This is a genomic window from Ochrobactrum sp. RH2CCR150, assembly GCA_014138095.1.
GTDB classification, from domain to species: domain Bacteria; phylum Pseudomonadota; class Alphaproteobacteria; order Rhizobiales; family Rhizobiaceae; genus Brucella; species Brucella gambitense.
On record JACGXE010000011.1, the window covers coordinates 1 to 24,404 of the forward strand.

Here is a 24,404-nt window from a genome sequence, read left to right on the forward strand (position 1 = left end):
GGTAATCCTCATGCGAGTTCGATGGTAAAAATATGAGCTGCGCGCCAATCCCAACTGAGTAAGCAGATCAGGGAATTGATAAAGATCTTTTAGGGTGCCAACCAACAGCGTTTTCTCCCGATTACTCAGAAGTTGCAGATCGACGCCCAGGTCTTTTTTTATAAGTTCGGTCGCTTTCTTCAAAAGGTCGTGCTCAAGCTGCAGTTTCTGAATATCGTGCTGCAGTGTTTCGAGCTGGCGCTCTAATTCTTTTCGCTCTGGCGCTGGCGGTGAGTTGTTCTTGCGTTTCATGATTGCGGGAGCCTCCGGACCAAGTAACTGGCTTTTCCAGTTATACAGTGTCGGTCTGCATACGCCGAGCTTTTCGGCCAAAGCCTGTGCACTTTCTTGCCGATTATAAAGTCCGACGACGCCAGCCTTCTTCAGCACATCAGGGTATCGTGGACGTCCAGTTCTTCCAGTGACAGCTTTGCTAGTTTCGGGAAACACCTCACGAACCCATGCTGTCAACGTTGCACGACCGGGATAGCCCAAGGCGCGCATCGTTGCAGAAACACAACGACCATGCGTGCGGTAGTGCTCAACAGCCACTTCCTTCTGCGCCTGTGTGAACTTAGGCGCTCGGGGCGCAAATCCTAAACACAGATCGAGATGGTGCTCATATTCCAGGTACCAGCCCTTCAAAGCGTTCTTGCTTGGATAGCCCAACTGGCGAATAGTCGCTTTCGGGCGCTTGCCCAGCTTGATGTAAAGCGCAACTGCTCGTATCCGGTCTTCGTAGGAATACATGAACTACCTCCCTGATAGTCCAAGTTTTCGTCCGCACCCCCTCCGGCTCACTTCTACGTGGAAATCAACAGAAAGATCCCTTTTCGTCCGTAAGGGGTCAGCCTATCACTTGATGAAGGCTTACTCGTCATGGCAGCAGTTAATTTGGATAAAGCTGTTGTTTGATTTGAAACAGGTACGGCGTTCAAAGGGATTGCTTTTTACGCTGCAGTTTCATTTTGAACGCTGGACTCTCCCTCATCTTCAACAACACCATCCAGATGCAGCAGGCGAAGATCAAAATCTGCTTCTGCCCATTCGCGCGCTAATCGCTTGCTGGCCCGATCAAAGAGCAGAACCATTGACAATGTTCTGCGGGAAAAACGGCCAACAGAGTCAATAAGGAGTGCGCTTCGTTCGGAAATCTTCGAAAACCGTTTAGCGCATTCCTCTAGCCCCGCCCTGTCGGCGCGCGATTCATCGATGGAGAAGTAGAAACAGAGATCATCGTCGTTGACGAGCATGACGCGCGGTCGAACAAATGCTTCAACGATAGGCCCCACCAACTGTATGCTGCTGGCAACGCCGAGGCCTTCCGCATCAAACTTGACGAAACAAGGCGATAACACTCCACCGCAGAACTGCTTGATCTCGATATTTCGGTCCAGCTCATCGTCACACATCAATGCCTGACTCAAAACCGTCTCGTAATTTATTGGTGTTACAAAAAACGACTGCATTTGATCGTGCCCCAATATACTCCCTAACAAAGCGTTAATTTGCATTACTTGATTTTGCAACTCTAGATTACACCGACATACAACTCGATGTTTGAAAGGTAGTCGCTAAAAACTGTTCTAAGCGATCAGCACTCGGTTACCACCAATATCCTCTGACATTGGCGACACCTTAACTCTAGTTCTGGTTCGGTTTCGCCCCGCACTTTTGGCTTCGTAGAGAAGCTTGTCCGCACGTTCATAAACAGACGCGAAACCCTCATCGTCAGCAAGATCAGTTACACCCATGCTAGCGGTTACCGGCTGCCCGAGACCCGAAATGGTATGAGCGACAATTGCGGGGATCGCCTGGCGCCTTAACTCGGCTTGGTTATTGGCGTCTGCTCCGCGAAGGAGAAGCACGAATTCCTCTCCGCCAAGGCGATAAGCGCGAACAGTCGGGCTTGTCTGGAGCGCACTGGCTGTCGCTCGGAGTACTTCATCTCCAACGCCATGACCGTTTCGATCATTGATCGCCTTGAAATGATCAAGGTCAATAACTGCCAGTGTGGTGAATCCTTCAGTTCGGAGTTGCTCGAACTGCCGTTCAATGGCTCGACGATTGAGAAGTCCGGTCAAAGGGTCCGTTTCGGACAGTCGTTCGAGAAGTTCAGCTTCGTTACGCGCCCGATCTCGCTCTTGTTTCATGGTCACAAAGCGGTCTGCCACGCCAAGCGTCGTGAAAAGGACTTCACACATGCACCCTATGTAAAATAGAAGCATCGCGTCCGTGCTGTGCAATCCGGGAATGACACCCGTCACCAAACGGGTCAGTCCAACCAGAACTATGGGTGTGTAACCGACCGCCTGAAACCTCGCGGCGCGGCTTCCACGACGCAATGCATCAATCATGGACAATATGAAGATTGCCAGAATGGGAGCAAACGCTGCCGTATATACGCTCGATTGAATAGACCGTGCGACAAAGGGGAATGCTGCATGAAACGCGCTGAGTGACATCGCCCATATCGCGCAATAGGGAAGCACGCGCCGCAAAATGGGATGCATCAACCCTGGTTCAACGAAGCTATGTGTGAACATCGCGCCTGATGCGACTGTCATGCCGAATATCAATGTCGTCATCCAGCTCAACGTCATGGCCGGAGGATCAAAAAGCACGACCGACACACCCGATGAAACCACAATCGTCAGCAGCAGCGAGAATGTGAGGGCCGAATGCCAGAGTACAAAAGGCTCACGTAAAGCGCGATAGAATGCTGCATTGAAGATCAGGGGCATGACGAGCATACCAGCAAGTCCCGCCAAGACCATAAGAAATCGCATGTCACCAACCGCGTCAGCTGGTGCAAGATATGCTCTCTCCAGAGTCATACGGTGACTTGGCATGTCAATCGCGGCGATAACTTGCCGCGTTTCGCCCGTCACTTCGGGCAGTGCAGCCTTGAAATAACCACCAGCTATTGAACTGGGCAGTGCGGCAGCGGTGATAGAATTTTGCCGAACCGCTCCATTCCGATCAATGGCAAGCTGATGCACGACCTTAAGGGCGCTTCGCCGGGAAAGCAGATACCGGGGAACTACCGAATCGGCGGTGAGGTCAAAACGGAGCAGTACGCGCTCTGCTTCAATGGAGAACCTTCGATCACCACAAGACCATCGTTCTTCGTTTCGAGCTATCTCGACCACATTCTCCGAGAGGCTGCCTGTTGCCCAGCAGGAACTGAAAATGTCGGCAGAATCCCCCGCACTAGCCGATGTGATACTGAATTGCGTCAGTATCAAAAGGGATAGAAGGGTAGCCACAAGACATTTTTGAACCCAGCTCAAAATCATCGCTCTTCGATACGGCAAAAAGCTTTTGATGCCGTTAATCATCTCAGACGACCTGTGGCAACGAGCTTGAGACCAAATGCTGGTCCAGCATAGATCCTATTCTCTGAAACTGCATTTCGGCCCATTCGTTTTCAGCTGAACCAAGAGCATTTGAGCGACCGAAAACTCCCCTGCCCTCGCCTTTTGTGTCAGAGAGCGGAGATATCCGCCGGCAGAGCCAATTTCAGTTACGCGCTGGAGGATACCCGCGATTGTGGCAGAGGTCCCTTCCATACCCAAGACTTCACACGCATCACGATAGGCTGATTGGGTAATGCCTAGGAAAGTAGAAACGATCTTTGTAGCGTCAATCAAATCCCGCCATGAGGTAATCCCTTTCGAACCATATTCGATGATATCCGGGTATGCGCGCAGAACGGTGTCGAGGGAGATTGATTGCGTGGGCTGGCAACAACTGGTGTGGAGCGTAGGCAAAGAGGATTGTGGAGAAGGCTCCTTCAAATCATTCTTTTTGAAATTTTGAGATTCAAAATAGGATTCAGGAAGGGATTCAATATGATGCCGCTCATTTTGGGCGTGATTGGCGCTCATCTCAGCAGCATTATCTCTATGAATCAATGTGTTATCTATTTCCGAACGTAACGTAGTCAGATCGTTGAGAATAGCTGTCATCTCTGAGAGAGCTGCACGACGTGGGATGGCATCGACAATGGCGCGAAAGCGCGTATGAACTGCCAACCAGAAGTCGGACTGGTGATCAGTGAGCGCCACATCGATTATCTGTGCGAGATCCCTGCGCTGCAATGTAATCTGTTCGCGTGTGCGTTTGAGAAGCGCTGCTTCGGTTTGAACTTGTTTGGCCGCTTGGGCGATTTCATCAGCGCGTTCGAGAAGGGGTGCGAAAGAAAAGCCAAAAGCTTCCTCTATCCGCCCCGCCTCATCCTTGTAGGCGTAACGTTTGCCATTCGGGCTATCGCGGCGTGCAATTAGCCCGCTTTCGATGAGAGCTGCAATATGGCGGCGCACGGTCGATTCCGGCATTCCATGCGCGCGCAGCGAGAGCTGGCGGTTGGACGGAAAAACGACAAGACCACCCTCGATGCCGATCTCATTCCCCGGGAGAAACGACAATAGCGAACTCATCACGGCCAGACAGCGATCGTTGATCCCGAACACTGACTTGGCAATGCAAAGCTCTTTGTAGATCGTCCAACGATTGACCGTCCTTCGATCCATTTTAGTTGATGACAGCTTCAATTGCTCAAGCGTCATCGTTCGTCCACGAAAGGTGGACGTTATTGACTCCAGAATTTGCATTTCCTCTCACCCTTTTTCAGGCAAAAGAAATCCACCCGCCGAAATGACGTTTATGACTCTTGACACGGATTCATGGAAATGCGATTCTCTGAGTGCTTAAATCTGAGGAAGGCTTCCATGCGGCAACGTTTTGGGGGCCTTTTTCTTTTGCGGTTTGTTCTCCTGGTTGATGTAACCGTTTCGGTTGGCTTTGAAGATTGGTTCTTCAAGCGCTACTTTGATGTTTCGCTGGCCTTGTACTCTGCGTAGAGGTCGTCAAGACGCGACTGAACGAAGTCGGCGAATTGTGGAGCGGCCTTGTCATTGAAAGTGAACTGCACATTCTTGCCCGCGCGTTTGATCGCAACAGGTTGAGTGCCATCGCCCAGCACAGGCGACACGATAGCAGTAGCCTGACGCTTATCCTTTGACGCGGACGATTTGAGCTTATCGAACACAAACTGAAATCGATCATCGGATGACAAGCTGGCAAAGCCAGGTTCGCTGATGGCGTGAGCCGCAATGGTTTCATTGACAGTTGTCAAAAGGCTGACAAAGTCTTCCCAACGGGTGCGTCCAATCGATGGTGCACGACCGATCTTGCGAATGACTTCTTCTGGGATCGATTTAATGATTGTGATCATCTTGGACAGGATGGCCTTATCAATGCCCGTGGATTGATAAAGCGTTTCTCGCGAATAGCCCTGTCCTTCCAAAGTGTGAGCAAAGAATGCCTTTTCGATGAAGGACAGGTTCGATCGTGTGTTGTTTTCCTGTCCCTGGTGAATGACCAGCTCTTCATTGGTGAGCTGCTTGACGACAGCCCTTACCTTGATGCCGAGCGTTTTAATGGCGGCAACGCGTCGATGACCATAGGCAATCTGAAATCGATCAGGGTTCTCCGGGTGGGGGCGCACCAGAATTGGTACCAGCTGGCCACTCTCACGGATTTGCTCAACGAGCTTTGTCTGGTCTTCATCATCGAATCCGAGCCGGTCTGAGACGAATGAACTGTCGATGAGGTCCGGATCAAGTTCGATGATCGTTTGACCCGAAGAGAGCTGACGTTCGATTTCATCGGCACGAGCGGAGCGTTCGTTGATCTTTTCCAGCGATTGGGAAATGGCACCCAACGCCGCCGGACGATTTGCGCGGTCACGGTCGATACCCGCAAGCGGCCTCGCCTGCTCTACAGGCGGGTTCACTGAATGATCGTCAGCGTTCTGTGACGGTTCGGACGGGCTGGAGAAATCAAAGATGTTTTTTCTTGCCATGATTAGCTACGCCCCCAGGTCTGGCGAATGAGGTCTTCAATCTCGGCGTTGACAGATGTCAACGACTCCAGAGCACGATCATAAGTGCCGCGTGAGAATGCCGAGCGATCCACCTCATAAAGTGTCTGTTTTGTCAGACCGGCATCCGAAATAGCTGTCGACTTGAGCATCGGCGTATCAAGAACACGGTTGCCAAAAATCGAGCGCATAAAACCAGCCATCTGATTTTGCGGCGCGTCATTGGGTTCATAGCGGGTGATTAGATAACGCATCCAGTCATATTGCGTGTTGCCACCTGCCCGCTCGACCACTGCGAGGAGATCAGATGTCATGTGCAGGAACTGGTTCATTGACATGACATCGAGCATCTGGGGATGGACAGTGATCAGGACAGATGTTGCTGCACACAAGGCAGAGAGGGTCAAAAAGCCCATCTGCGGAGGGCAGTCGATCACAACCACGTCGTAAAGGTCTTCGACGACAGCCAGACAACTGCCGATGCGTGAGAAGAACATGGCTTCGTTCTTCTGCTCAGCGAGAACCTTGGGTGTTTCGTGTTCGAACTCCATAAGCTCAAGATTACCCGGGATGACGTGCAGGCCGGGGGTGTAGGTCGATCTGACGATATCCGTAATCTCGCGCCGTTCAGCGTCGTAGCGAATGGCGCCATAAAGCGTATCGTTGACGCGTACGTCGAGTTCGGGCTGATGGCCGAACATGGCGGACAGTGAGGCTTGCGGGTCGAGATCGATGGCCAGAACACGATAGCCACGCAGCGCCAAATACTGAGCGAGGTGGGCCGACGTGGTGGTCTTTGCAGAGCCGCCTTTGAAGTTCATGACCGAAATGATCTGTAACTTCTCGCCATTGCGGCGATGGCGGATATATTTGCCATGCGTCTTCGGCGAATTATCGTCCAGCAATTGCCTTATGGCGTGAATGTCCTGAATTGAATACATCCGACGACCATTGCTCTGCGGCGCAGGTCCGTGACCTTCCGAGACGATCTGTCGGAGATATCCTTCCGCTACACCGATAAAGGATGCTGCTTCCGCTGGTGTAAAAGAACGGATCGACTTCTGCGCTGTTGGCGGAAAAATGCGCATTTGATGCGCCTGAAGTCGTTTCGACAGCTCTTCAGCGTCGGCTTCAATCAAAGACTGAAGGCTGCTATGAGGTTGTGGAGAGGCTGTCGAGTTTTGATGCATTGGTTCGTCCTTATCAGCGCATATTCAGTAAAACCTAACAAATATGCGCAGACGAAGATGCCCCGATTCTGTCTCTGCTGCAATTTATTTTTAGTTAATGAATAGTTAACGCCAAGCAAAGCGAAGAACGTGCCCAACAAGAACTATGGGTGTCACGAATGAGTAGCTGCTGGGCGCATCGGTGATAAGCTTCTACTCATTGACACCTGTCAACATTGTGGAACTGCGCTGACCGTCGCACATTACGAAGATTTGGAATGGCAACGCGCCCATAAACGGTAAGCAGAACGTGAACTGACGTCGAATGTGCTGATGACAGGAATTTGTGCCATCAGCATATTTCGAGAATCTCGATCTCTTGATCTCCCATAAACACAATGTCGCCTACGGATCTGCCGGTAAGCAATCGTGCCAGAGGTGAAACGAATGAGATTGTGCCGTCCTTCGGGTTCGCTTCGTCCTCACCGACGATACGGTAAGATTGAGCCGGGCGATTGTCTCTACTGAAAGAAATAACGCAACCGAAACCAACGCTGGACGGAGATTGAGGTGTGGGCATCAATCGTGCCGAATGTTGGCGGACGGCATAGTATCGGAGGTCGCGCAGCGGATGCGCGGTCTGTCGCCGGCGCTCGGAAATGTCTTCAATGGCATTTGCCTCTTCAAATGCCATCCGTGCCTTCTCAAGTTCCTGTTTCAGGAGTTGGAGACCTCTCTCTGTTACCAGATTGGGGTGCGGTGAGATTTCGCGATCTGGAAGAACCGTCTCCGATGCCGCTTCCGCGCTCTCTTCCTTTGCGAAGGCAACACTCATGAAAAAGCTCCCGTTAAAACTAGGGCAGATTGTATCCGATTCTTAAGTGAATGGCGCTTTCTTCATGTAGGCTTTTATCCGTGCGGCACAGGCGGTCTAGATTTACCTTGGCAGTTGGTGAGCCTATGTGTGGCGTGTTTTATACAGGGGAGAATAGGACAAAGCGACAAGCCGCAGCAAGCATGCCCCCGGGTGCTTGGCGGTTCTTAACATTTATCAATTATTATATACGCAACTATCAACTCATTCATGAAGAGTTCTGTCGGAACAGGAGCGCTGCGAATGATGGCGCCAGCGACCTCCTTGCTCGCTAATCGCGGTAGTGGATGCGTGCTGTTGACAGTTGTCAATTCCGTATAAAGCCAAAACGTCGGGCATTTTCCAACAGGTCTCTAACCGATGAAGCCTGCCATTTGCGGCCGCCGCGAGGCGGAGGGTCACCCATCTCATCAAGTTTCGCCGCTATGGCGCGTAATGAGAGAGATGGGTCGGCTAAGGCGATGGCTGCAACGCGCTTGATAAAATAGTCATCAGGAATTCGCCGTTTGGTCTGGACGAGAAGTTTAGGGTCGGCCTGCTTTTCGCGTACGAGCCGGTGAACGGCGCGTCTTAGTTTTTCGACGGTCCAGCTCTGCCCTTTGAGATTAAGGGTCAGAACAATGTTCTCCCAGCTATGCTGAGGGCGAAGCCTGATGACGATGGGCAACCATGTGGGTGCCGTTGTAAGAAGCTGGTCCAGATAGGCGCGATTGCGCGCTGCCGCGATGTTGCCAATTGCTTCTGGACTGCGCGCACGCAGTCCCGGATTGCCGACAAGTTTGCCGCGGGCTTTCGCAAGTTTCATACCTTCTTTCGTGCGCTCCACTTTGAGTGCGTGCTCGAGTTCAGCGACTGCATCGAGAACGAGTAATGCGGAAGGAGATGTGGTTGCTGAGGTGTCGATTGGGTCACCAAGTGAAACAAAGTGAATGCGGCGCGCCTTCAGGCTTCTGATCAGTTCAGCCAGATGGCCGACAGAGCGGGCTACCCGATCCAGCTTCACGACGACAAGAGTGTCTCCCGCCACGAGGTTGCCTAGAAGCTTTTCGAATGTTGGCCGCGATAGCAACTTCTCACTCAGGTGCTCTTGATAGATTCTGACGCAGCCAGCGTTTTGCAGCCGCGATAGTTGGTTGGTGTTAAATGGATCTTCCGTCGACGCGCGCGCATAGCCGATAAGCGTCCCGGATAGGGGAGGGGGATTAGGTGCGTTTTCAAATTCGGGCATCATCAAATCCGGCTCTACGTCAATCTGTACGAACAAAGACTACGCCATAAAAGGTTCGTTTGTACACGGTTTTAAAAAGCGGATTTGAGGGCTGGTGGAATGGTTTTTTGAGCTTAATGCAGAAGAGCCGGTCGAGCTGAACGTTTACTCACCACGAGCCCATTTGGAGTGAAATTTTCAATCGAGCGCGGTGTGTGTTGTTCTCAATCACATCGTTGCGAAACGCGCGGACGTTATCCGGAACAAAGACCAATTCTGAGGTAAGTGGGGCAGATCCGGTGGGAACGCCGGTACAAACCGGCAAGGAGTAGATGGTGAAAGTCCGTTACGATGAAGGAGTAGCGATCCACATCGACCCCGAGTCATGCGCGGGCAGTTGTGAGGCTGTACGTGAAGTGTTGACAGGGGAGCATGCAGGCCAGCCATCGAGCCGCGAAAGATTGGACATTTCGGGTGCCGACGCTCTCCACCTATGCGGAAGGCAATATGAACGGTCACGTTATCGCAAGTGGCAGTTTGACCCGGCGCGGTCGAAGACCCTGGCATGCATAGACGCTTCTTGCACGGGAACCGGGAGGCCTCGTGACCGGCCAGCGTGGCTTTGCCGTGCTGGTCCGCATCGGGAAGGTGAGGAACCGTAGCCGATGATGCACGATCATGAGGAGTCTGATTCCGCCATAGTAGCGATGAAGCTTGCGAACAAAGCCGGTCTGTCGGCGGCGGAGCAGGTGGAGCGAAGGGCGGGAACCGAGAGGAATGCGGATCAGCACAGCACGCGCCGGGCACAGGACCGGGAAAGTGTGTCCCCTGCGCTGGACCGCATACGGCAAGCCGCAGGGCAAAGAAAGAAGGAGAAGTTCACCGCGCTCTTCCACCACATAAATCCGGAGATGATGAGGGTAGCGTTCTACGCACTCAGACGTAACGCCGCCCCCGGTGTTGATGGGCAAACGTGGAGAACTTACGAGGCAGATCTTGATCGACAGATCGAGAACCTGCACGACCGGGTTCAACGAGGAGCATATCGGGCGCAACCATCACGGCGGACGTACATACCGAAGCCGGACGGACGTCAGCGCCCACTTGCCATCGCAGCCCTCGAGGACAAGATCGTTCAGAGGGCAACGGCAATGGTACTGAACCAGATTTACGAGGAAAATTTCCTTGGGTTCAGTTACGGTTTCCGACCAGAACGAGGCCAGCACGACGCGCTGGATGCTCTTTTTGTCGGGATCGATACGCGAAAGGTGAGCTTTATACTGGACGCCGACATTGCGAGCTTTTTCGACCGGGTCAATCAGGATTGGCTGATCCGTTTCGTGGAGCGTCGCATCGGTGATAAACGCATCATCCGTCTGATCCGCAAATGGCTCAGCGCGGGTGTTCTGGAAAACGGCGTCGTACAAACGAGTGAACAAGGGACTGGGCAAGGGTCGGTAATCTCACCGCTGCTTGCTAATATCTACTTACACTACGTCTTCGACCTGTGGGCAGAGCGCTGGCGACGGCACGAGGCTACAGGCGATATGATCATTGTACGCTATGCGGACGATATCGTGGTCGGCTTTCAATATCAGGCTGATGCGCACCGTTTCTGGAATATGATGCGAGAGCGGTTGCAGGAGTTTTCGCTGCAACTCAATCCGGACAAAACCCGACTGATCAGGTTTGGCCGCTTTGCGGCACTTACCCGTGAGAAGAAGGGACTTGGTAAACCGGAAACTTTCAACTTCCTTGGCTTTACGCACATCTGCGGAAAAGATCGACTTGGTCGATTTCAAATCCGGCGCAAAAGTCGCATAGACCGCAAACGGGCAAAGCTGAAAGAGGTCAGAAGCGAGTTGCAACGGCGTATGCATCACTCAATCCCTGCGCAAGGGAGATGGCTGAAGCAGGTGATGAAAGGCTATTTTGTCTATCATGGGGTTCCAACCAACCATCGGTCGCTTTGGTCGTTTCGTGAGAATGTCAAACGTATCTGGCTTCGCACGCTACGGCGCCGAAGTCAGAAGCATGCACTGACATGGGAGCGAATGCTGAAGATCGCCGATGAGTGGCTGCCGCTACCAAGGATCTTTCACCCATGGCCCAATGCGCGCTTTGCCGTCAAATACTCAAGGTAGGAGCCGGATGCGGGAATTCTGCACGTCCGGATCTGTGCGGGGGGCGCTCAGTAATGAGCGTCCCTACCGCGAACGGTTCGTCTAGCTGCCCGGCATTGAAGTGTGCATAAAGGCAGTATTCGGGAGAAGGTTCTGGCCTCGGGGATTCCCCAGCTAGGGCAAATCATGCTTCGATTCCGTCATGACCAAACGGCGCCCCTCTCCCAAGCATGCCGACACGCTTTCGCTGAAGGCGCTGCGCGGTTTGGTGACAGGCCTTGTCGATCGGGTCGAAGTTCTGTCCGCTGAGGTCAAGGATCTGCGTGAGAAGAACGCGGTCCTTCGCGAGGAGAACGAGATCCTGCGGCTCGAGAATGCTCGGCTGAAGGTCGATAACCAGATGCTGCGTGATGAGAGATCGCCCGCCTCAAAGATCTGCCGCCTCGACCACCGTTTCGCCCGTCCGGCATGGACAAGGCAACGGACGCCGTGTCCACAGACAGACCGCGGCCGAAGAAACCCCGCGGACCAAAGCTCGATGTGAAGCGGATCAGCCGGGAAAAGATATTGCGGATCAATCCGCCGGCGGGATCACGCTTCAAAGGATACCGGAGTTGCATCGTCCGCGAGCTCGTGCTGATGGCCGAGATCGTGCGATACCGTCGCGAGTGCTGGATCACACCGGAAGGAAGGAGAATTCTGGCACCGCTTCCCGCCGGGGTGGTCGGCGGGTATGGCGCCAACCTCAGGCGGCTTTGCATGATGCTGCATGCGCAGGGGCAGGTCACGACGCAGCGGCTAACAACGTTGCTCAATGATATCGGTGTCGACGTATCGAAGCGTCAGGTCGTGCGGCTTCTGACCAGAGGAATGGATGGTCTGGCTGCCGAGGATTCAGCAGTGCTGCATGCCGGCTTGGTGTCGTCCGACTACATCACCGTCGACGACACCGGAGCACGTCATTTCCATAATCCGTGTTACGCCACACAGATCGGCGGCCCGAACTTCACCGTTTTCCGCACCACGCCATCGAAGTCACGCCTCAACTTTCTGAGCCTGCTGCGCGGCAATTATCAGGACTACGTGCTGAACGACGCGGCCTTCGATTATCTGGATCAGCGATATGGCACCGACCCCGCCATCGTGGCCGGGCTGCGAACTCGAACACCGCAGCACTTCTGCAATGAGGTCCCGTTCCTTCACTATTTGGCTAACAAGGGTATCGACATCTTCGACACGGAGAAGATCCGCCCGCTCGCCGAAGCGGGCATCTGGGGTGCGATCCGCCATCATGGCCTGATCGGCAACGCGATCATCGTTTCCGACGATGCCGGCCAGTTCCGCGTCGGCACTCATGCGCTATGTTGGGTTCATTCCGAACGATTGCTGCAGAAATTGATGCCGGCGACGCCTGGACAGGTAAAACAGGTCGAGACCATCCGGGACCTGATCTGGCGTTTCTATAAAGCGCTGAAGGCCTATCGGCAAAAGCCGGATGCGCGGCTCGCTGCCGGTCTCGAAGCGAGATTCGACCGCATTTTTGCGATCCGCACCGGCTATGACGATCTCGACAAGCTCCTGTTGCGGTTGTCGCGCCGCAAGGCCGAGCTGTTGCGGGTGCTGGACCGCCCGGAAATCCCGCTCAACACCAACGCTTCGGAAAACGATCTGCGCAGCTTCGTCATCAAGCGGAAGATCTCTGGCGGCACAATGAGCCGTGACGGCCGCATTGCCCGCGATACGCTGCTTGGCCTGATGAAGACGTGCCAGAAGCTGGGTCTATCGTTCTGGCACTATCTGGGCGACCGGCTGGAGATCGGCAGTCCGGAGCCGATCCCGCCGCTCGCGACATTGATCACGGCGCGGGCCTGAACACTCCCCTCCCCTTTCGAGCCAGGAACGCTGACCGCTCGCAAGATCAGTGCAGCAGCGCGCATCGGGCCTGCCGAAATTGCCTACGCGTTCGACACTGCCACCGAATTTGCCCCGCTTACCATTCTGAGCAGCTTTGGGTTTGAAGACCAATCATTCTAAAGTATTGAAAAACGGAATTAAATTCTGCCATACGAAAGCGAACGCAAGCTTTGGTTTCGCTCGAGCGATTGTCTATCTTTTGATTTTCTCAGAGAAGTAAACTGGTCTATTTCGCACCTTGGACAAGGCTTCGAAGCGCTATCGAATAAACATGACCATATGTGATTTGCGGTTAAAAATCTACAACCTCGGGCGCAAAAGGACCTCGTTGCACCAGTCCTGTCCTTTGGCCTTCTGTCTTCCAAAGCCTCCTTCCAGTATCGCGTTGACCTTCGCTCTATATGACGGTCGTATTTCGATACCAAGAAAGGCGTACCGTTGAAGTCGACAATCTTCGATTAGGTTAGCCAACATTGCACAATGACCATGTTCCCCTCCCACGATGCCTAAACTACAAAATTGATATTTAGAGCAGATTTTTCCCGAGCCTCGGCTTTCTGCCTGTTTGTGAAGACAAAGCCTGTGGGCTCGAGAATTCAAGTCGGGTTGAAAGCAAGGTGTCCCTGGATTCCAGAACGCTTTCACCGGCTTTATCTTGGGGGAGCGTGTGGTGACTGCGTATCACGTCAGATCGAATGGAGAGCTGGTTCCCTCAAGTGGGAAACAAAGAGACACGCCGGTTTCTGGCGGGCCATCATTTAGCGTGCCTGCATTGGTATTGTCATTAGGGACCGGTCTTTTTATGACCGCCCCAGCCTATGCACAGACAGTGTGCACATCGTCACCCTGCACTGGTACCACGGTCATCGACGCGAACTCTGCCGACTATTTCTCCGATACGTCGCGACCCAGCTGGTCATTTCAGGATGCGAGTGCGCTCAATGCGACAGCAACTGACGCGATCAGCGGTGGCATGCAAGTCTTCTATGGTTCCAGTTCTCTGAACGGAACGGCGATGAATGCGATCAGTGGCGGGTCGCAATATTTCAATGGCAGCAGCAGCCTGAATGCTTCCGGCAAGTATGTAGTCGGGGGAGGGGTGCAGAGTTTCTATGAGACTAGCGCGCTCAATGCATCAGCTGAAAATGCGGTGAATGCAGGCGAGCAGTATTTCAACGACGATAGCGCTCTCAACTTAACCGCGGCGGGCGCTCTCAGTGGTGGCCAGCAGTACTTCTACAATACGAGCACCTTGAATGTTAACGCCGTTAACGGGTTAAGCGGTGGCACCCAGATTTTCTACGATACCAGCGCATTGAACGCCTCAGAAGCGAACTCTGTCGTAGGCGGGTCGCAATATTTCAATGGTAGCAGCCGCCTGAATGCAACCTCGTCCAATGCCATCAGCGGCGGATCACAGAGCTTTTACGACAACAGCGTCATGACGTTGACAGCAGTCAACGCCGTTAGCGGCGGCGCTCAATATTTCAACGGAAACAGCATATTGAACGCCAACGCCAGTGGAGCGATTGGCGGTGGGACGCAATATTTCTATAATCTCAGTGTCTTGAATGCCTCAACCGCAAATGCGGTTAATGGCGGCACACAGGATTTCCATGATAGCAGCACTTTCAATGTTTCCGCTGCCAACGGCCTCAGCGGTGGTGTTCAGACTTTCCATGGCAACAGTATGCTGAATGTCCTGACGGATAATGCACTGACGGAAAATGCGAGCGTCAATTTCGATAATCAGGCGGGCGGCCTTGGCGGAACCCTCAAGCTCAATGGGTTCAATACAGTCGTTGGAGCAATCAACAGTGTCAGCGCGGGCGCTGGTCTCATTGAAAATGGCGGAACGACGAACAGTTTACTGACCATTGACGGGTCATCTGTCGGCCCGTCGACATTCTTAGGTGTGATTCAGGATGGTGGCAGCGGCAAACTGGCTTTGGAACTCAGTAGCGGTGTACTGACACTCAGGGGGGCGAATAGTTTCACAGGCGGCACAACGATAACAGGCGGTGTGTTGCAGGTGTCGAGCGATGGTAATCTCGGCGATCCATCGGGCGGTCTGATATTCAATGGCGGGACGCTGGCGACGACCGCGAGTTTCCAGACTGCACGGTCTATTGCACTCGCGCAGGCAGGCATAGTTGATGTTGCAGATAATACCGATCTTGTCGTAAGCGGCGTCATCTCGGGACCTGATGATCTCGTAAAAATGGGCGCAGGCGTTCTTCAACTCACAAACACTGCCAACAGCTATGGTAACACCATAGTCGGGGCTGGTCGTCTCATCGGCAATTCTCAAACGATTGCTGGCAATATTGCAAATGCGGGTGTCGTCGTTTTCGACCAGACGTCGAATGGCAGCTTTGCTGGCAACATTGCAGGCGCTGGTGGAACCACAGGCACGATGATCAAGGACGGGGCAGGCGACCTCCTTTTGAATGGAACGTCAGCTCTTAATTGGCTCGTGCAGCAAGGCAATCTAACCTCAAGTGCTGAGCGCTTTTCAGGCGACGTCGCCATTGCAACGGCAGCGTCTTTGACATTCGATCAATCGACCAGCGCGCAGTTTGATGGCATATTGACGGGTGGTGGAACTTTCATCAAGGCCGGAACTGCAACGCTTCTTTATGACGGTCAAAGCCCGTCATTTACCGGGGCGACCGATGTTCTCGCAGGTGGCCTGATCGTGGGATCGGACGTTGGCCATAGTAACGCTTCTCTCGGCGGATCCTTTTCCATTGGAAATGGTGGCCTGATCGGCGGGCATGGCACCATTGGTTCGAGTGGTGGATCGACCGTCGCAGTTTTGACCGGAGGAACACTGTCGGCTGGAAATTCAATCGGCACATTGACGATCAATGGCGACCTGAAGCTTGAAAGCGGCTCCACCTATGTTGTCGAAATTGCAGGCGCTGGTTTGAGTGATCTCACACATGTTTCCGGAACAACCACGATTTCGGGCGGAAATGTCAGCGTAACGGCGCTTGATCCCGCGACGAGTTATCGAAGCGGACAGACCTATACAATCCTTACATCGGACGACGGCATAAATGGCACATTTCAGGATACTGTGTCTAAATCTGCTTTTATTACCGCAACCGAGGCTTATGACCTCAACAATGTGAAACTCACCATCGCTGTCAAAGGTGGCGTCGGCACGGACCCGACATCAGGCACGCCGCCTGCGATCTTCGAAACTGTATCGCAAACGAAAAACGAAACAGCGACGGCAAAGGCGCTGGATACGCTCCAGCAGTCGGGACAATCGCTCGAACTGTACAACAGACTATTGATGCTGAGCCCGGATGAGGCGCGATCCGCCTTCAATCTTTTGTCCGGCGAAGCCTATGCTTCAACCAAAGCAGCACTCATTGAAGGCAGCTCGGCTATTCGTGACGCCATGAATAGCCGTTTGCGGACGACTGAGGGCTTTGAGCTACCGTCATCGATGACCGTCCTTTCTTATGGGCCAGAGAAAAGCCCCAATGCTGCAGCGCCCGGCGCTTTCGCCACAATCACTCCAGTGCTTCCCGCGCAAGGATATGATGTCTGGATTCAGGGCTATGGTAACTGGGCTTCAATCGATGGCAACGGCAACGCGGCGCGACTTAAGTACAATACGGGCGGCTTCGTCGCGGGTGTGGATGGCACTGTCTTCGACAATTGGCGCCTTGGGTTGTTAGCCGGCTATAGCAGGACAAGCTTTAACGTCGATGGTCGTTCATCGTCTGGGCAGAGCGACAACTATACGCTGGGAGCTTATGCGGGAACGTCCTGGAAGCTGAACAATGGTAATGCCGTCGCCTTCCGCACAGGACTTGCCTATACGTGGCATGAGATCGAGCTGGACCGATCGGCTTATTTTCCGGGCTTTTCTGATAGTCTGAATAGCGATTTTCATGCCGGTACGTTTCAAGCCTTTGGTGAGCTCGCCTATCAGTGGGGCACGGAAGATGCGCCGGTGGAGGCGTTTGCAAACCTCGCTTATGTCCATCTTCACACGGACGGCTTCAATGAAGCGGGGCGAACAGCGGCGCGGTTGTCTGTCGACAGCGATACAATGGACACAGCTTTCACCACTATCGGTTTGCGGGCTTCACGGCGCTTCATGCTGGGCAACGTATCCGCAAATGCGCACGGGTCCATCGGCTGGCGTCATGCCTACGGCGATATTGATACAAGCTCCACAAACAGCTTCATCGGTTCTTCGGCCTTCACCGTTTATGGCGCGCCCATCGCGAAGGACGCAGCCATTATCGAAGCCGGTCTGAACTTCAATCTTTCCCCCCGCTCGACACTTGGTATCAACTATACGGGGCAGATTGGTTCCCATGCCTATCAGCAGGGCGTGAATGCCGTGTTCAGGGTCAGGTTTTGATGGCAGCACGCGCGGCGGCAATGGCGTCGCGCAATTCATCGACTTCGATTGGCTTGTGTAGAAGCGTTGCTCCGCTGGCGTTGACCTCGCGTAATCGTGCGGGTGAAGTGTCGCCGGTTAAGATAATAGCCGGTACGGGGCGACCGACAGCGATGTTCAGCGTCTGAATGGCATCGAGACCGGTGACGCCATCCCCCAACCGATAGTCGGCAATAATCAGGTCGACCGGAGCATCGCCAATCTTCAGGGCTGTTGTGTATGATGCCTGTGCCTCTTCGGGTGATCGCCCAAGGTAAAGCCGGTGGCCCTCGAGAGTGAGTAACCGTGCCATGGCGTCGAGAACATCTTTCTCGTCGTCTATGACCATGATGCCCAGTGATGTTTCCACTTCGAGAGGCCCATGGGCCTGCGGCTCTGGAATTCTATTGTCCCTGGCTTTGGGTAGGGTGATCGAGAACAAGGAGCCTGATCCCGGCACAGACACCAGTTTCAAAGGATGTCCCAGAAGTGCGGCCGCACGCCGAACAATAGCAAGCCCCAGACCCAGACCTTGTGACCGGTCACGCGCAGGATTTTGCAGCTGAGCGAACTCCTCGAAAATTTTAGACTGTTGATCGGCTGGAATACCCGGGCCGGTATCGAGGACCTGAATTTCGACCGTATCGCCACGTCTACGGCAACCGAGAAGGATGCGACCCTCCTTCGTGTAGCGAAAAGCATTGGACAAAAGATTGTTCAAAATACGCTTGAGCATCATTGGATCGCTGTCGACATAAAGGTCGCTTTCAACGACGTGCCATTGAAGACCGCGTTGTTCTGCTTCGAGCGCAAATTCGGCGTGCAGGTCGTGAAACAGCGCGGACAAAGCCACCCGTTCATTCACGACCGTTACAATGCCAGCATCCAGTTTTGAAATATCGAGCAACTCATTCAATAGACCGCTGAGGTCATTGACGACGGATTTTGCCTTTCCGGCCAGATCGCGTGCGTCGCTGGAAGCGACATTGCCGCGCTGCCCCAAAATGCCAAGTGTGGATATGAGCAGGCTCAAAGCATGGATTGGCTGGCGAAGATCATGGCTTGCAGCTGCCAGAAAACGTGTCTTGGCGCGGTCAGCGCGTTGCGCGCGGTCTGTTTCTTCCTGCAAATCCACAACAAGATTTTCGTTTTCCAGTCGTAATCGAATGGTCTCGTGCAGCATGCGATAGGTGATCCGGCAATAATATAGATTTATGGCGACCAGCGCTGTCAGCAGAAACAGAAATGCGCCGGAAATTTCGCTGTCGGTGATGATGCAACGCACGGCGATTGGAACGACCGTCGCGATGATCGAACCCACCAGCGCCGGTGGAAATGCCGAGAGTGAGGGCACTGTGCCGCAGACAAGTCCCGTCAGCACAATGACGGTGAAGGACAGGACGATTGGCGCTTCTGGCAGAAATCCTGCCCAGCCGAGTCCGCCCCATAAAAGGCCGGATATCCATGAAAAGCTCGCGGCAAGCCAAGCCCAACGCTGAATGGACTGCGGATCTCTTTGACGGCTAAAGAACTGTCGGGACGCGAAGACACGTATGGCAGTTAACGCGTAAAGCGCAATGAGCCAGCCGGTGATCCAGCTCATGGGTACGGCGTTTTTTAAAACGTAGATCGCGCCAAGTGAAATGACGATGTTCGAGATGATGACGCCATAGGAATTGCGGTAGAGAAGTTCGGTGAGAGCCTGACGTATCCTGTCTTCCTGCATCAGACATCCCCCGATGTATCGCCCGGTATGGTGCATTGTGGCCTGTTGCGCATTGATATACTTAAATTCTTGATCGATCAGTAACTTGATGCCAATAAATTGTGATTAGACCGATTTGCACCAGCACTCACCAATGTAAGGTAATCGACAGCCGGATGACCCGTCCCCTTACTGCCATTCTAGCCGATGACCATGCGATCGTGCGTCAGGGGTTGAAGCTTCTGATCTCATTGATGGACAACGTGTCCGTTATTGCAGAAGCGGGGGACGGAACGGCCGTGATGGAGCACGTACGTAACTCGAAGGCTGATCTGCTCGTTCTCGACCTCGGCATGCCTGGCGTTGCGGGAATCCAGTTCATCTCGGACATCAGGACTGCTGCACCCCGGCTGAAAATTCTGGTTCTGACTGCCAATATTGAACCCAGAACCATTCGCGCTGCCATGGAAGCGGGTGTCAGCGCATATTTGACCAAGGATGGCGATCCAGAAGAAATCGGTACCGCCATCGAAGCCGTCAGAAAGGGTGGGACCTATCTGGCGCAGGCCGTCCGTTTTGCGGTCACAGGGTCGTCAGGAAACAGCGGTTCCCAGACGCCTGATATCTTGTCCCCAATTCCTTTGACACGTCGGGAACGTCAAATTCTGACGCTGGTTGCACAAGGCCTGACAGCGCGCGACGTTGCCACGCGATTGGGGATCAGTCCTTTGACTGCACGCAAGCATCGCGAAAACCTGATGCGGAAGCTCAATCTTCACAGCTCTGCCGAGTTGACGGCCTACGCCGTTCGCCTGGGCTTGCCGACCGCGTGAGCGGACGTTTCCGGCTAAACCATTCCGCGTTTTTCGACACGGCTCCCGGAGAGATCCTTTCGGATATAAAAGCCATTCGGGATGGCTTCCTGTACCAGCGGAACGTGTGAAATCAATCCAACTGCGCGGTTCTGACTGACAAGCGTGTTGAGCGCTTGCAGGACCTGATCGAGTGTACCGGTGCCATTTTCGGTATCGAGGCTGCCAAAGCCCTCATCGATGAAGATGGTATCGAGACGGACCTTGCCATTTGCGCTTTCAACGACATCTGCAAGACCGAGCGCCAGCGCGAGAGCCGCAATGAAACTCTCGCCGCCGGAGAGCGTTGTGGTGGGCCGCGGTTTCCCCGTATAGGTGTCATGCACATGAATGCCGAGACCCCGCCTGCCGCGCCCGGACCCTTCAAGGGCGCGTTCCAGCTTATACCGTCCGCCAGACATCGGGTTGAGACGCTGATTAGCAGCAAAAAGGACCTGATCGAACATGGCGCCGATCGCAAAAGTCTCAAGGTCAAGATTGTGGGCGTTCTTGGAATCGAAAAGTGCTGCCAGTTCGCGCAAAGGCCCGCTTTCTGCTTCTGCCTTTTCAAGTCGGTTGATCGTCTCAGCGAGTTCAGCAAACAACTTGTTCAACTGATCAAGGCGCGCTTTCGCTTTTGCGAGCTGTGTCTGCGCGTTTTGAAGCGCCATATCAGCATCCAGCAAAGCTAATTCGAACGGAGGCAGGGCAGGGCGCTCGAGAGTTGCGACCACTTCTTTGGCTTTCCGTGCCGCTTCTTCGGCGGCGAACAATGCGCGGCGGTAGTTTTCGACCGTCTCCCGGTCCTTTTCGATAGTGGCGAAAGTGGGCTTGAGCGCGAGATACTCGTCATGAGTCAGAGCTGCCATTTCCAGACGCGAGGCGAACTCGCCTCTGGTCCGCGTCTGTCGGCTTTGTTGTTCTTCGACCCGCCCCTGAGCGCCTTCGTGTTCTTTCCTCGAAGATAACGCCGTTTCTCTCGCGGTCGTTGCCGCTTCCAGTGCGTTGCGTCGTGTGGCTTCGCGTATCGTCAGAGCCTCGCAACGATCTGCGATGTGCTCGGCAAGACGGACTGCATCGCGATGTGCTTCCGGGATATCCGATAGCATTTCTTCAAGGCGCGTTTGCGCTGTGGCGAGTTCCGTTTCTGCCAATTGAAGTGCCGTGCGATGTTGATCGCGGATTTGATCCTCCGCCACCAATCGCCTTTCTGTTTCTTCGAATTGGCTTTCGCCAAGAGCGATGTCCAGATGGGGACCAAGTGCTTTGACCGCGTCTGCAATCTGGTCAAGTTCTGCGCGCAGCTCCATTAACGGGTGCTCGGATGGGCTCAATTCTTGCAGACGCTTCTGGCGTTCCGCGAGAATACCCTGCGCGGATATGAGACTTGCATGCATATCGCGTTCCACGGACTGCCGCTTTTCCCAGTTTTCTTTCGTCTGGCGAAACGCAGCGTCGAGCCCTACATGATGCGGGCTGCCGGTTGCGGGTATGGGATGATCACTTGCGCCGCAAACCGGGCACGGCTCTCCGGGAATGAGTTTGCTCGCCAGATGCAGTGCCTGGGCACTGGAAAGTTGCCGCTCCGCTTCGATAAAGGCAGCTTTCGCGTCGCTCGCAGCTTCCTGTTCTTCGAGGTGACACGCAGACAACGTATCGACCTGTGCCTTTGACGACGCGATATCGACCAGCGCCTTCTCAACGACCTCAGCGTGTTTAACCGCATGCTCAAGCTGAGTGCGTTTTACGAGCAACTCCTGCCGCTTGCCGGCAGTCAGACGCGCCGCTTTCAAACTATCTTGCAGCTTTTGCTTGCGAGTGTTGAGGGCGGTAATTGTCTCAAGGCTCTCTTGCAGAGCCGTATGGTACTTCCGGCGCTCATCGGTCGCCTCTGCAACGGTCTGCGATATGGCAATGGATCGCTCAAGAACTTGCTGTTGACGCCGCATCGCTTCGATATCACGTCGCAACTGCTCAATCTCATCGGCCTTGGCTTCCTCGGCTTCATGTGCGGTTCGGGCGCGTAGTTCAGCTTCGGTCGCAGCTTTCAGTCTTTGAGCCGATGCACCAAGAGCCGCGTCCGCGGAAACCAGTTCCGCTGTTGCTTCCAATGCATGCCGCTCAACGTCGAGCAACAGGCGGGCACGTTCGGCGGATTGCAGCTTCTTGGCGATAGCTTCAATCTCGGAGGCCTGTTCCTGCAGACCAACCGCCTCTCTTGAGGCCTTGATAGCCGTTTCAAACAGTTGATCCAGCGCTTTCGCGGTCTCAAGGGCCGTTTGCGCCTTCTTCTGCGCGTCTCGTTGGCTGGCTTCAACTGCCGCCAGATCGGTGCAGGATGTGTTGTTCTCTTCAATGCCTGACTTCAAAGCATCGAGACTTTCAAAGCCTTCGACACTTAGACGACGCGTGAACACTTCCCGTTCCGTTCGAAACTGTCGTTCGACCGCTTCAGCATCGGCTTTCATCCGCGCTGCAAGTCGCCGATAGAGGGAAACATCGAACAGATCACGCAGAATGCCAAGACGCGCCTTGGTATCAGCGGCAAGAAAGGCTTCAAATCGCCCCTGTGGTAAAAGCACAATCTGGCGAAACTGATCGGCGCCATAGCCAAGCAGTTCCTCGACGGCTTTTCCAACCGGACCGACTTTCTTTTCTTCGATCACCTTTCCCGGACGATCCGGCGTAATGTCGTCGAGCGCCATGCCTGTCGCATCGAACAGCCAGGCCTCGTGCGGGTCTCTGGTCTCGCCATTTCCGCGCTGTTTTGGCCGGGACTGTTCCGGTCTGCGGCGCACGACATAACGGCGATCCGCAATATCGAACACAAATTCGACTTCCGTTGGAAGACTAGCATCAGCATTATCGGACCGCAGGCTCGGCGTTTCTTGCTCCGCCTTCGCGGCTTCTCCAAAGAGAGCAAAGGTCATGGCACTGAAAATTGTCGATTTGCCGGAACCGGTCTGGCCATAAATACCAAACAGGCCTGCATCCACGGCTTCACGAAAATCGACGATTTCCTGCTCATTATAAGGCCCGAAAGCCTGCATTGTCAGGCGAACGGGCTTCATGCCGCATCCTCCGATTGATGAAGATCGCTCAAGGCCGTTTCAACGACACTGCGCTCCGGATCCGTGATCGGATCAACACGAACCTGTTCGACAAAGGCTGCAACCAGATCCATTGGCTTGATCGCCTGAAACTCCGAAATCGAAAGCGATTGTGGCGCGCTTACGCGCTCATCGCGCTGATACGTCAGTTGGCAGGCGTTTGGAAATACTTCGCGTAGTCGCTTCATGGCTTCGATAATTGGCGTTTCGTCTGTCAGGACGGCCTTGATGAAATCTCCCGAGGGTTCATGGGCGAGCAGTTCCGCATGACGACCCTTCAAAACCCGTACTTCTCTGATGGGCTGAAATGGGATTTCCTCCACCTTCACTACACCATCCGCATTGATCTCTACGAGGTTCATCGATTTCACATGATCTGCTTCGTCGAAGCCGAAGGCGAGCGGCGCACCCGAATAGCGAATGTGGTCGCTTCCGACCATTTGTGGACGGTGTAAATGTCCAAGCGCCACGTAGGACGCGCCAGAAAAGACATTGGCGCTTACGGTTTCAATCCCCCCTACACGGGCAAGTGGTCGTTCGGCATCGCTTGGTTCTGCGCCAGCCACAAAAGCATGGGCCAGTATGACCCAGCGCGCGCCATCTGGAACATGTCTGCGTGCGGCGGCCACCTGAGCCTTCAACACGTCTTCGGGCGTTGCCAGCGTCTCGTCGGCAAAGCATTCGCGCGCTGCATATTCATAGGAAAATGGCAGGCCGGAAAAAGCAACAGGACCATGATCGTCATGAAGCATAAATGGCCGTTCGTCGGCGGAGATCATCCCGCGGACCATGCCGCGTCTTATATCATTCATGACCGACATGGATTCAATTCTGTCGCCGGAATCATGGTTTCCGGCAATCAGCAAGACGGCAGCGTCTGTCTCCTCTGCAATGCGCCGCATGAACGCATTGAACTGACGGAAGGCAGTTGCCGGAGGTGAAGCGCGATCATAGATGTCGCCCGCAATGATGAGGACCTGCGGCTGATGACGATGGATCGCTTCGACAACTTGGTTGAGAACCGAGCCGTGATCCTCTTCCAGCGCTATGCCATTGAATTGCCGCCCCAGATGCAAGTCAGCCGTGTGAAGAAATTTCATTCAAATCTCATATGCTT

The 24,404-nt window shown here is 54.0% G+C and carries 16 protein-coding genes; 5 read left to right on the forward strand and 11 right to left on the reverse strand.

The genetic code is table 11. The features are described 5' to 3' along the window. The 8 genes from FHW03_RS19100 to FHW03_RS19135 all read right to left on the reverse strand — a co-directional run. A partial coding sequence (locus FHW03_RS19100) for a transposase (RefSeq protein WP_182522066.1) occupies positions 1–789 on the reverse strand: 789 nt, incomplete at its 3' end. 200 nt (positions 790–989) lie between these two features. Continuing rightward, positions 990–1,508, reverse strand: coding sequence for a hypothetical protein (locus FHW03_RS19105; protein ID WP_182522067.1), 519 nt, complete (start codon positions 1,506–1,508; stop codon positions 990–992). Positions 1,509–1,625: 117 nt separating this feature from the next. Continuing rightward, positions 1,626–3,380: a diguanylate cyclase gene (locus FHW03_RS19110; protein ID WP_377515220.1), complete on the reverse strand. Its 1,755-nt coding sequence runs from the start codon at positions 3,378–3,380 to the stop codon at positions 1,626–1,628. 54 nt (positions 3,381–3,434) lie between these two features. Then, entirely contained in the window at positions 3,435–4,655 is a 1,221-nt protein-coding gene (repC, locus tag FHW03_RS19115; protein WP_182522068.1) for a plasmid replication protein RepC, read from the reverse strand. Between the two features lie 212 nt (positions 4,656–4,867). After that, positions 4,868–5,908 carry a plasmid partitioning protein RepB gene (repB, locus tag FHW03_RS19120; RefSeq protein WP_182522069.1) on the reverse strand — a complete coding sequence of 347 codons (1,041 nt, stop codon included), beginning with the start codon at positions 5,906–5,908 and terminating at the stop codon, positions 4,868–4,870. 2 nt (positions 5,909–5,910) lie between these two features. Further along, positions 5,911–7,116, reverse strand: coding sequence for a plasmid partitioning protein RepA (gene repA, locus FHW03_RS19125; protein ID WP_182522070.1), 1,206 nt, complete (start codon positions 7,114–7,116; stop codon positions 5,911–5,913). A gap of 331 nt (positions 7,117–7,447) precedes the next feature. Then, entirely contained in the window at positions 7,448–7,930 is a 483-nt protein-coding gene (gene greA / locus FHW03_RS19130) for a transcription elongation factor GreA (RefSeq protein ID WP_182522071.1), read from the reverse strand. A gap of 346 nt (positions 7,931–8,276) precedes the next feature. Then, positions 8,277–9,197 carry a recombinase family protein gene (locus FHW03_RS19135; RefSeq protein ID WP_182522172.1) on the reverse strand — a complete coding sequence of 307 codons (921 nt, stop codon included), beginning with the start codon at positions 9,195–9,197 and terminating at the stop codon, positions 8,277–8,279. A 647-nt stretch (positions 9,198–9,844) separates the two neighbouring features. Between FHW03_RS19135 and ltrA the strand changes: the two genes are divergently transcribed. The 4 genes from ltrA (at position 9,845) to FHW03_RS19155 (ending at position 17,603) form a co-directional block, all read left to right on the forward strand. Beyond that, on the forward strand, positions 9,845–11,320 hold the full coding sequence (gene ltrA, locus FHW03_RS19140) for a group II intron reverse transcriptase/maturase (protein WP_210277338.1): 1,476 nt from the start codon (positions 9,845–9,847) through the stop codon (positions 11,318–11,320). Positions 11,321–11,501: 181 nt separating this feature from the next. Next, a complete protein-coding gene (locus FHW03_RS19145; RefSeq protein ID WP_182522073.1) occupies positions 11,502–11,843 on the forward strand; it encodes a cell division protein ZapB in 342 nt (113 codons plus the stop codon). After that, a complete protein-coding gene (locus FHW03_RS19150) occupies positions 11,840–13,171 on the forward strand; it encodes a transposase (protein ID WP_377515223.1) in 1,332 nt (443 codons plus the stop codon). The genes FHW03_RS19145 and FHW03_RS19150 overlap by 4 nt, the downstream gene beginning before the upstream one ends. A gap of 844 nt (positions 13,172–14,015) precedes the next feature. Then, entirely contained in the window at positions 14,016–17,603 is a 3,588-nt protein-coding gene (locus tag FHW03_RS19155; protein WP_182522075.1) for an autotransporter domain-containing protein, read from the forward strand. On the opposite strand, the gene FHW03_RS19160 is transcribed toward FHW03_RS19155, so the two are convergent. After that, a complete protein-coding gene (locus FHW03_RS19160) occupies positions 17,593–19,347 on the reverse strand; it encodes a hybrid sensor histidine kinase/response regulator (protein WP_182522076.1) in 1,755 nt (584 codons plus the stop codon). The genes FHW03_RS19155 and FHW03_RS19160 overlap by 11 nt on opposite strands. Positions 19,348–19,502: 155 nt before the next feature. Between FHW03_RS19160 and FHW03_RS19165 the strand changes: the two genes are divergently transcribed. Further along, positions 19,503–20,159 (forward strand): response regulator transcription factor, encoded by a 657-nt coding sequence (locus FHW03_RS19165; protein ID WP_182522077.1) that lies wholly within the window; start codon positions 19,503–19,505, stop codon positions 20,157–20,159. Positions 20,160–20,173: 14 nt separating this feature from the next. On the opposite strand, the gene FHW03_RS19170 is transcribed toward FHW03_RS19165, so the two are convergent. After that, the gene (locus FHW03_RS19170) at positions 20,174–23,248 is read right to left on the reverse strand and encodes an AAA family ATPase (protein ID WP_182522078.1); all 3,075 of its coding nucleotides are present in this window, start codon (positions 23,246–23,248) and stop codon (positions 20,174–20,176) included. After that, positions 23,245–24,387 carry an exonuclease SbcCD subunit D gene (locus FHW03_RS19175; RefSeq protein ID WP_182522079.1) on the reverse strand — a complete coding sequence of 381 codons (1,143 nt, stop codon included), beginning with the start codon at positions 24,385–24,387 and terminating at the stop codon, positions 23,245–23,247. Before FHW03_RS19175 ends, FHW03_RS19170 begins: the two co-directional genes overlap by 4 nt. Positions 24,388–24,404 lie beyond the last annotated feature (17 nt).

Coding starts and splice junctions, on each gene's coding strand:
- FHW03_RS19105 (WP_182522067.1), bottom strand. CDS start 1,508: ATGCAGTCGTTTTTTGTAACACCAATAAATTACGAGACGGTTTTGAGT.
- FHW03_RS19110 (WP_377515220.1), bottom strand. CDS start 3,380: ATGATTAACGGCATCAAAAGCTTTTTGCCGTATCGAAGAGCGATGATT.
- repC (WP_182522068.1), bottom strand. CDS start 4,655: ATGCAAATTCTGGAGTCAATAACGTCCACCTTTCGTGGACGAACGATG.
- repB (WP_182522069.1), bottom strand. CDS start 5,908: ATGGCAAGAAAAAACATCTTTGATTTCTCCAGCCCGTCCGAACCGTCA.
- repA (WP_182522070.1), bottom strand. CDS start 7,116: ATGCATCAAAACTCGACAGCCTCTCCACAACCTCATAGCAGCCTTCAG.
- greA (WP_182522071.1), bottom strand. CDS start 7,930: ATGAGTGTTGCCTTCGCAAAGGAAGAGAGCGCGGAAGCGGCATCGGAG.
- FHW03_RS19135 (WP_182522172.1), bottom strand. CDS start 9,197: ATGCCCGAATTTGAAAACGCACCTAATCCCCCTCCCCTATCCGGGACG.
- ltrA (WP_210277338.1), top strand. CDS start 9,845: ATGCACGATCATGAGGAGTCTGATTCCGCCATAGTAGCGATGAAGCTT.
- FHW03_RS19145 (WP_182522073.1), top strand. CDS start 11,502: ATGACCAAACGGCGCCCCTCTCCCAAGCATGCCGACACGCTTTCGCTG.
- FHW03_RS19155 (WP_182522075.1), top strand. CDS start 14,016: ATGACCGCCCCAGCCTATGCACAGACAGTGTGCACATCGTCACCCTGC.
- FHW03_RS19160 (WP_182522076.1), bottom strand. CDS start 19,347: ATGCAGGAAGACAGGATACGTCAGGCTCTCACCGAACTTCTCTACCGC.
- FHW03_RS19165 (WP_182522077.1), top strand. CDS start 19,503: ATGACCCGTCCCCTTACTGCCATTCTAGCCGATGACCATGCGATCGTG.
- FHW03_RS19170 (WP_182522078.1), bottom strand. CDS start 23,248: ATGAAGCCCGTTCGCCTGACAATGCAGGCTTTCGGGCCTTATAATGAG.
- FHW03_RS19175 (WP_182522079.1), bottom strand. CDS start 24,387: ATGAAATTTCTTCACACGGCTGACTTGCATCTGGGGCGGCAATTCAAT.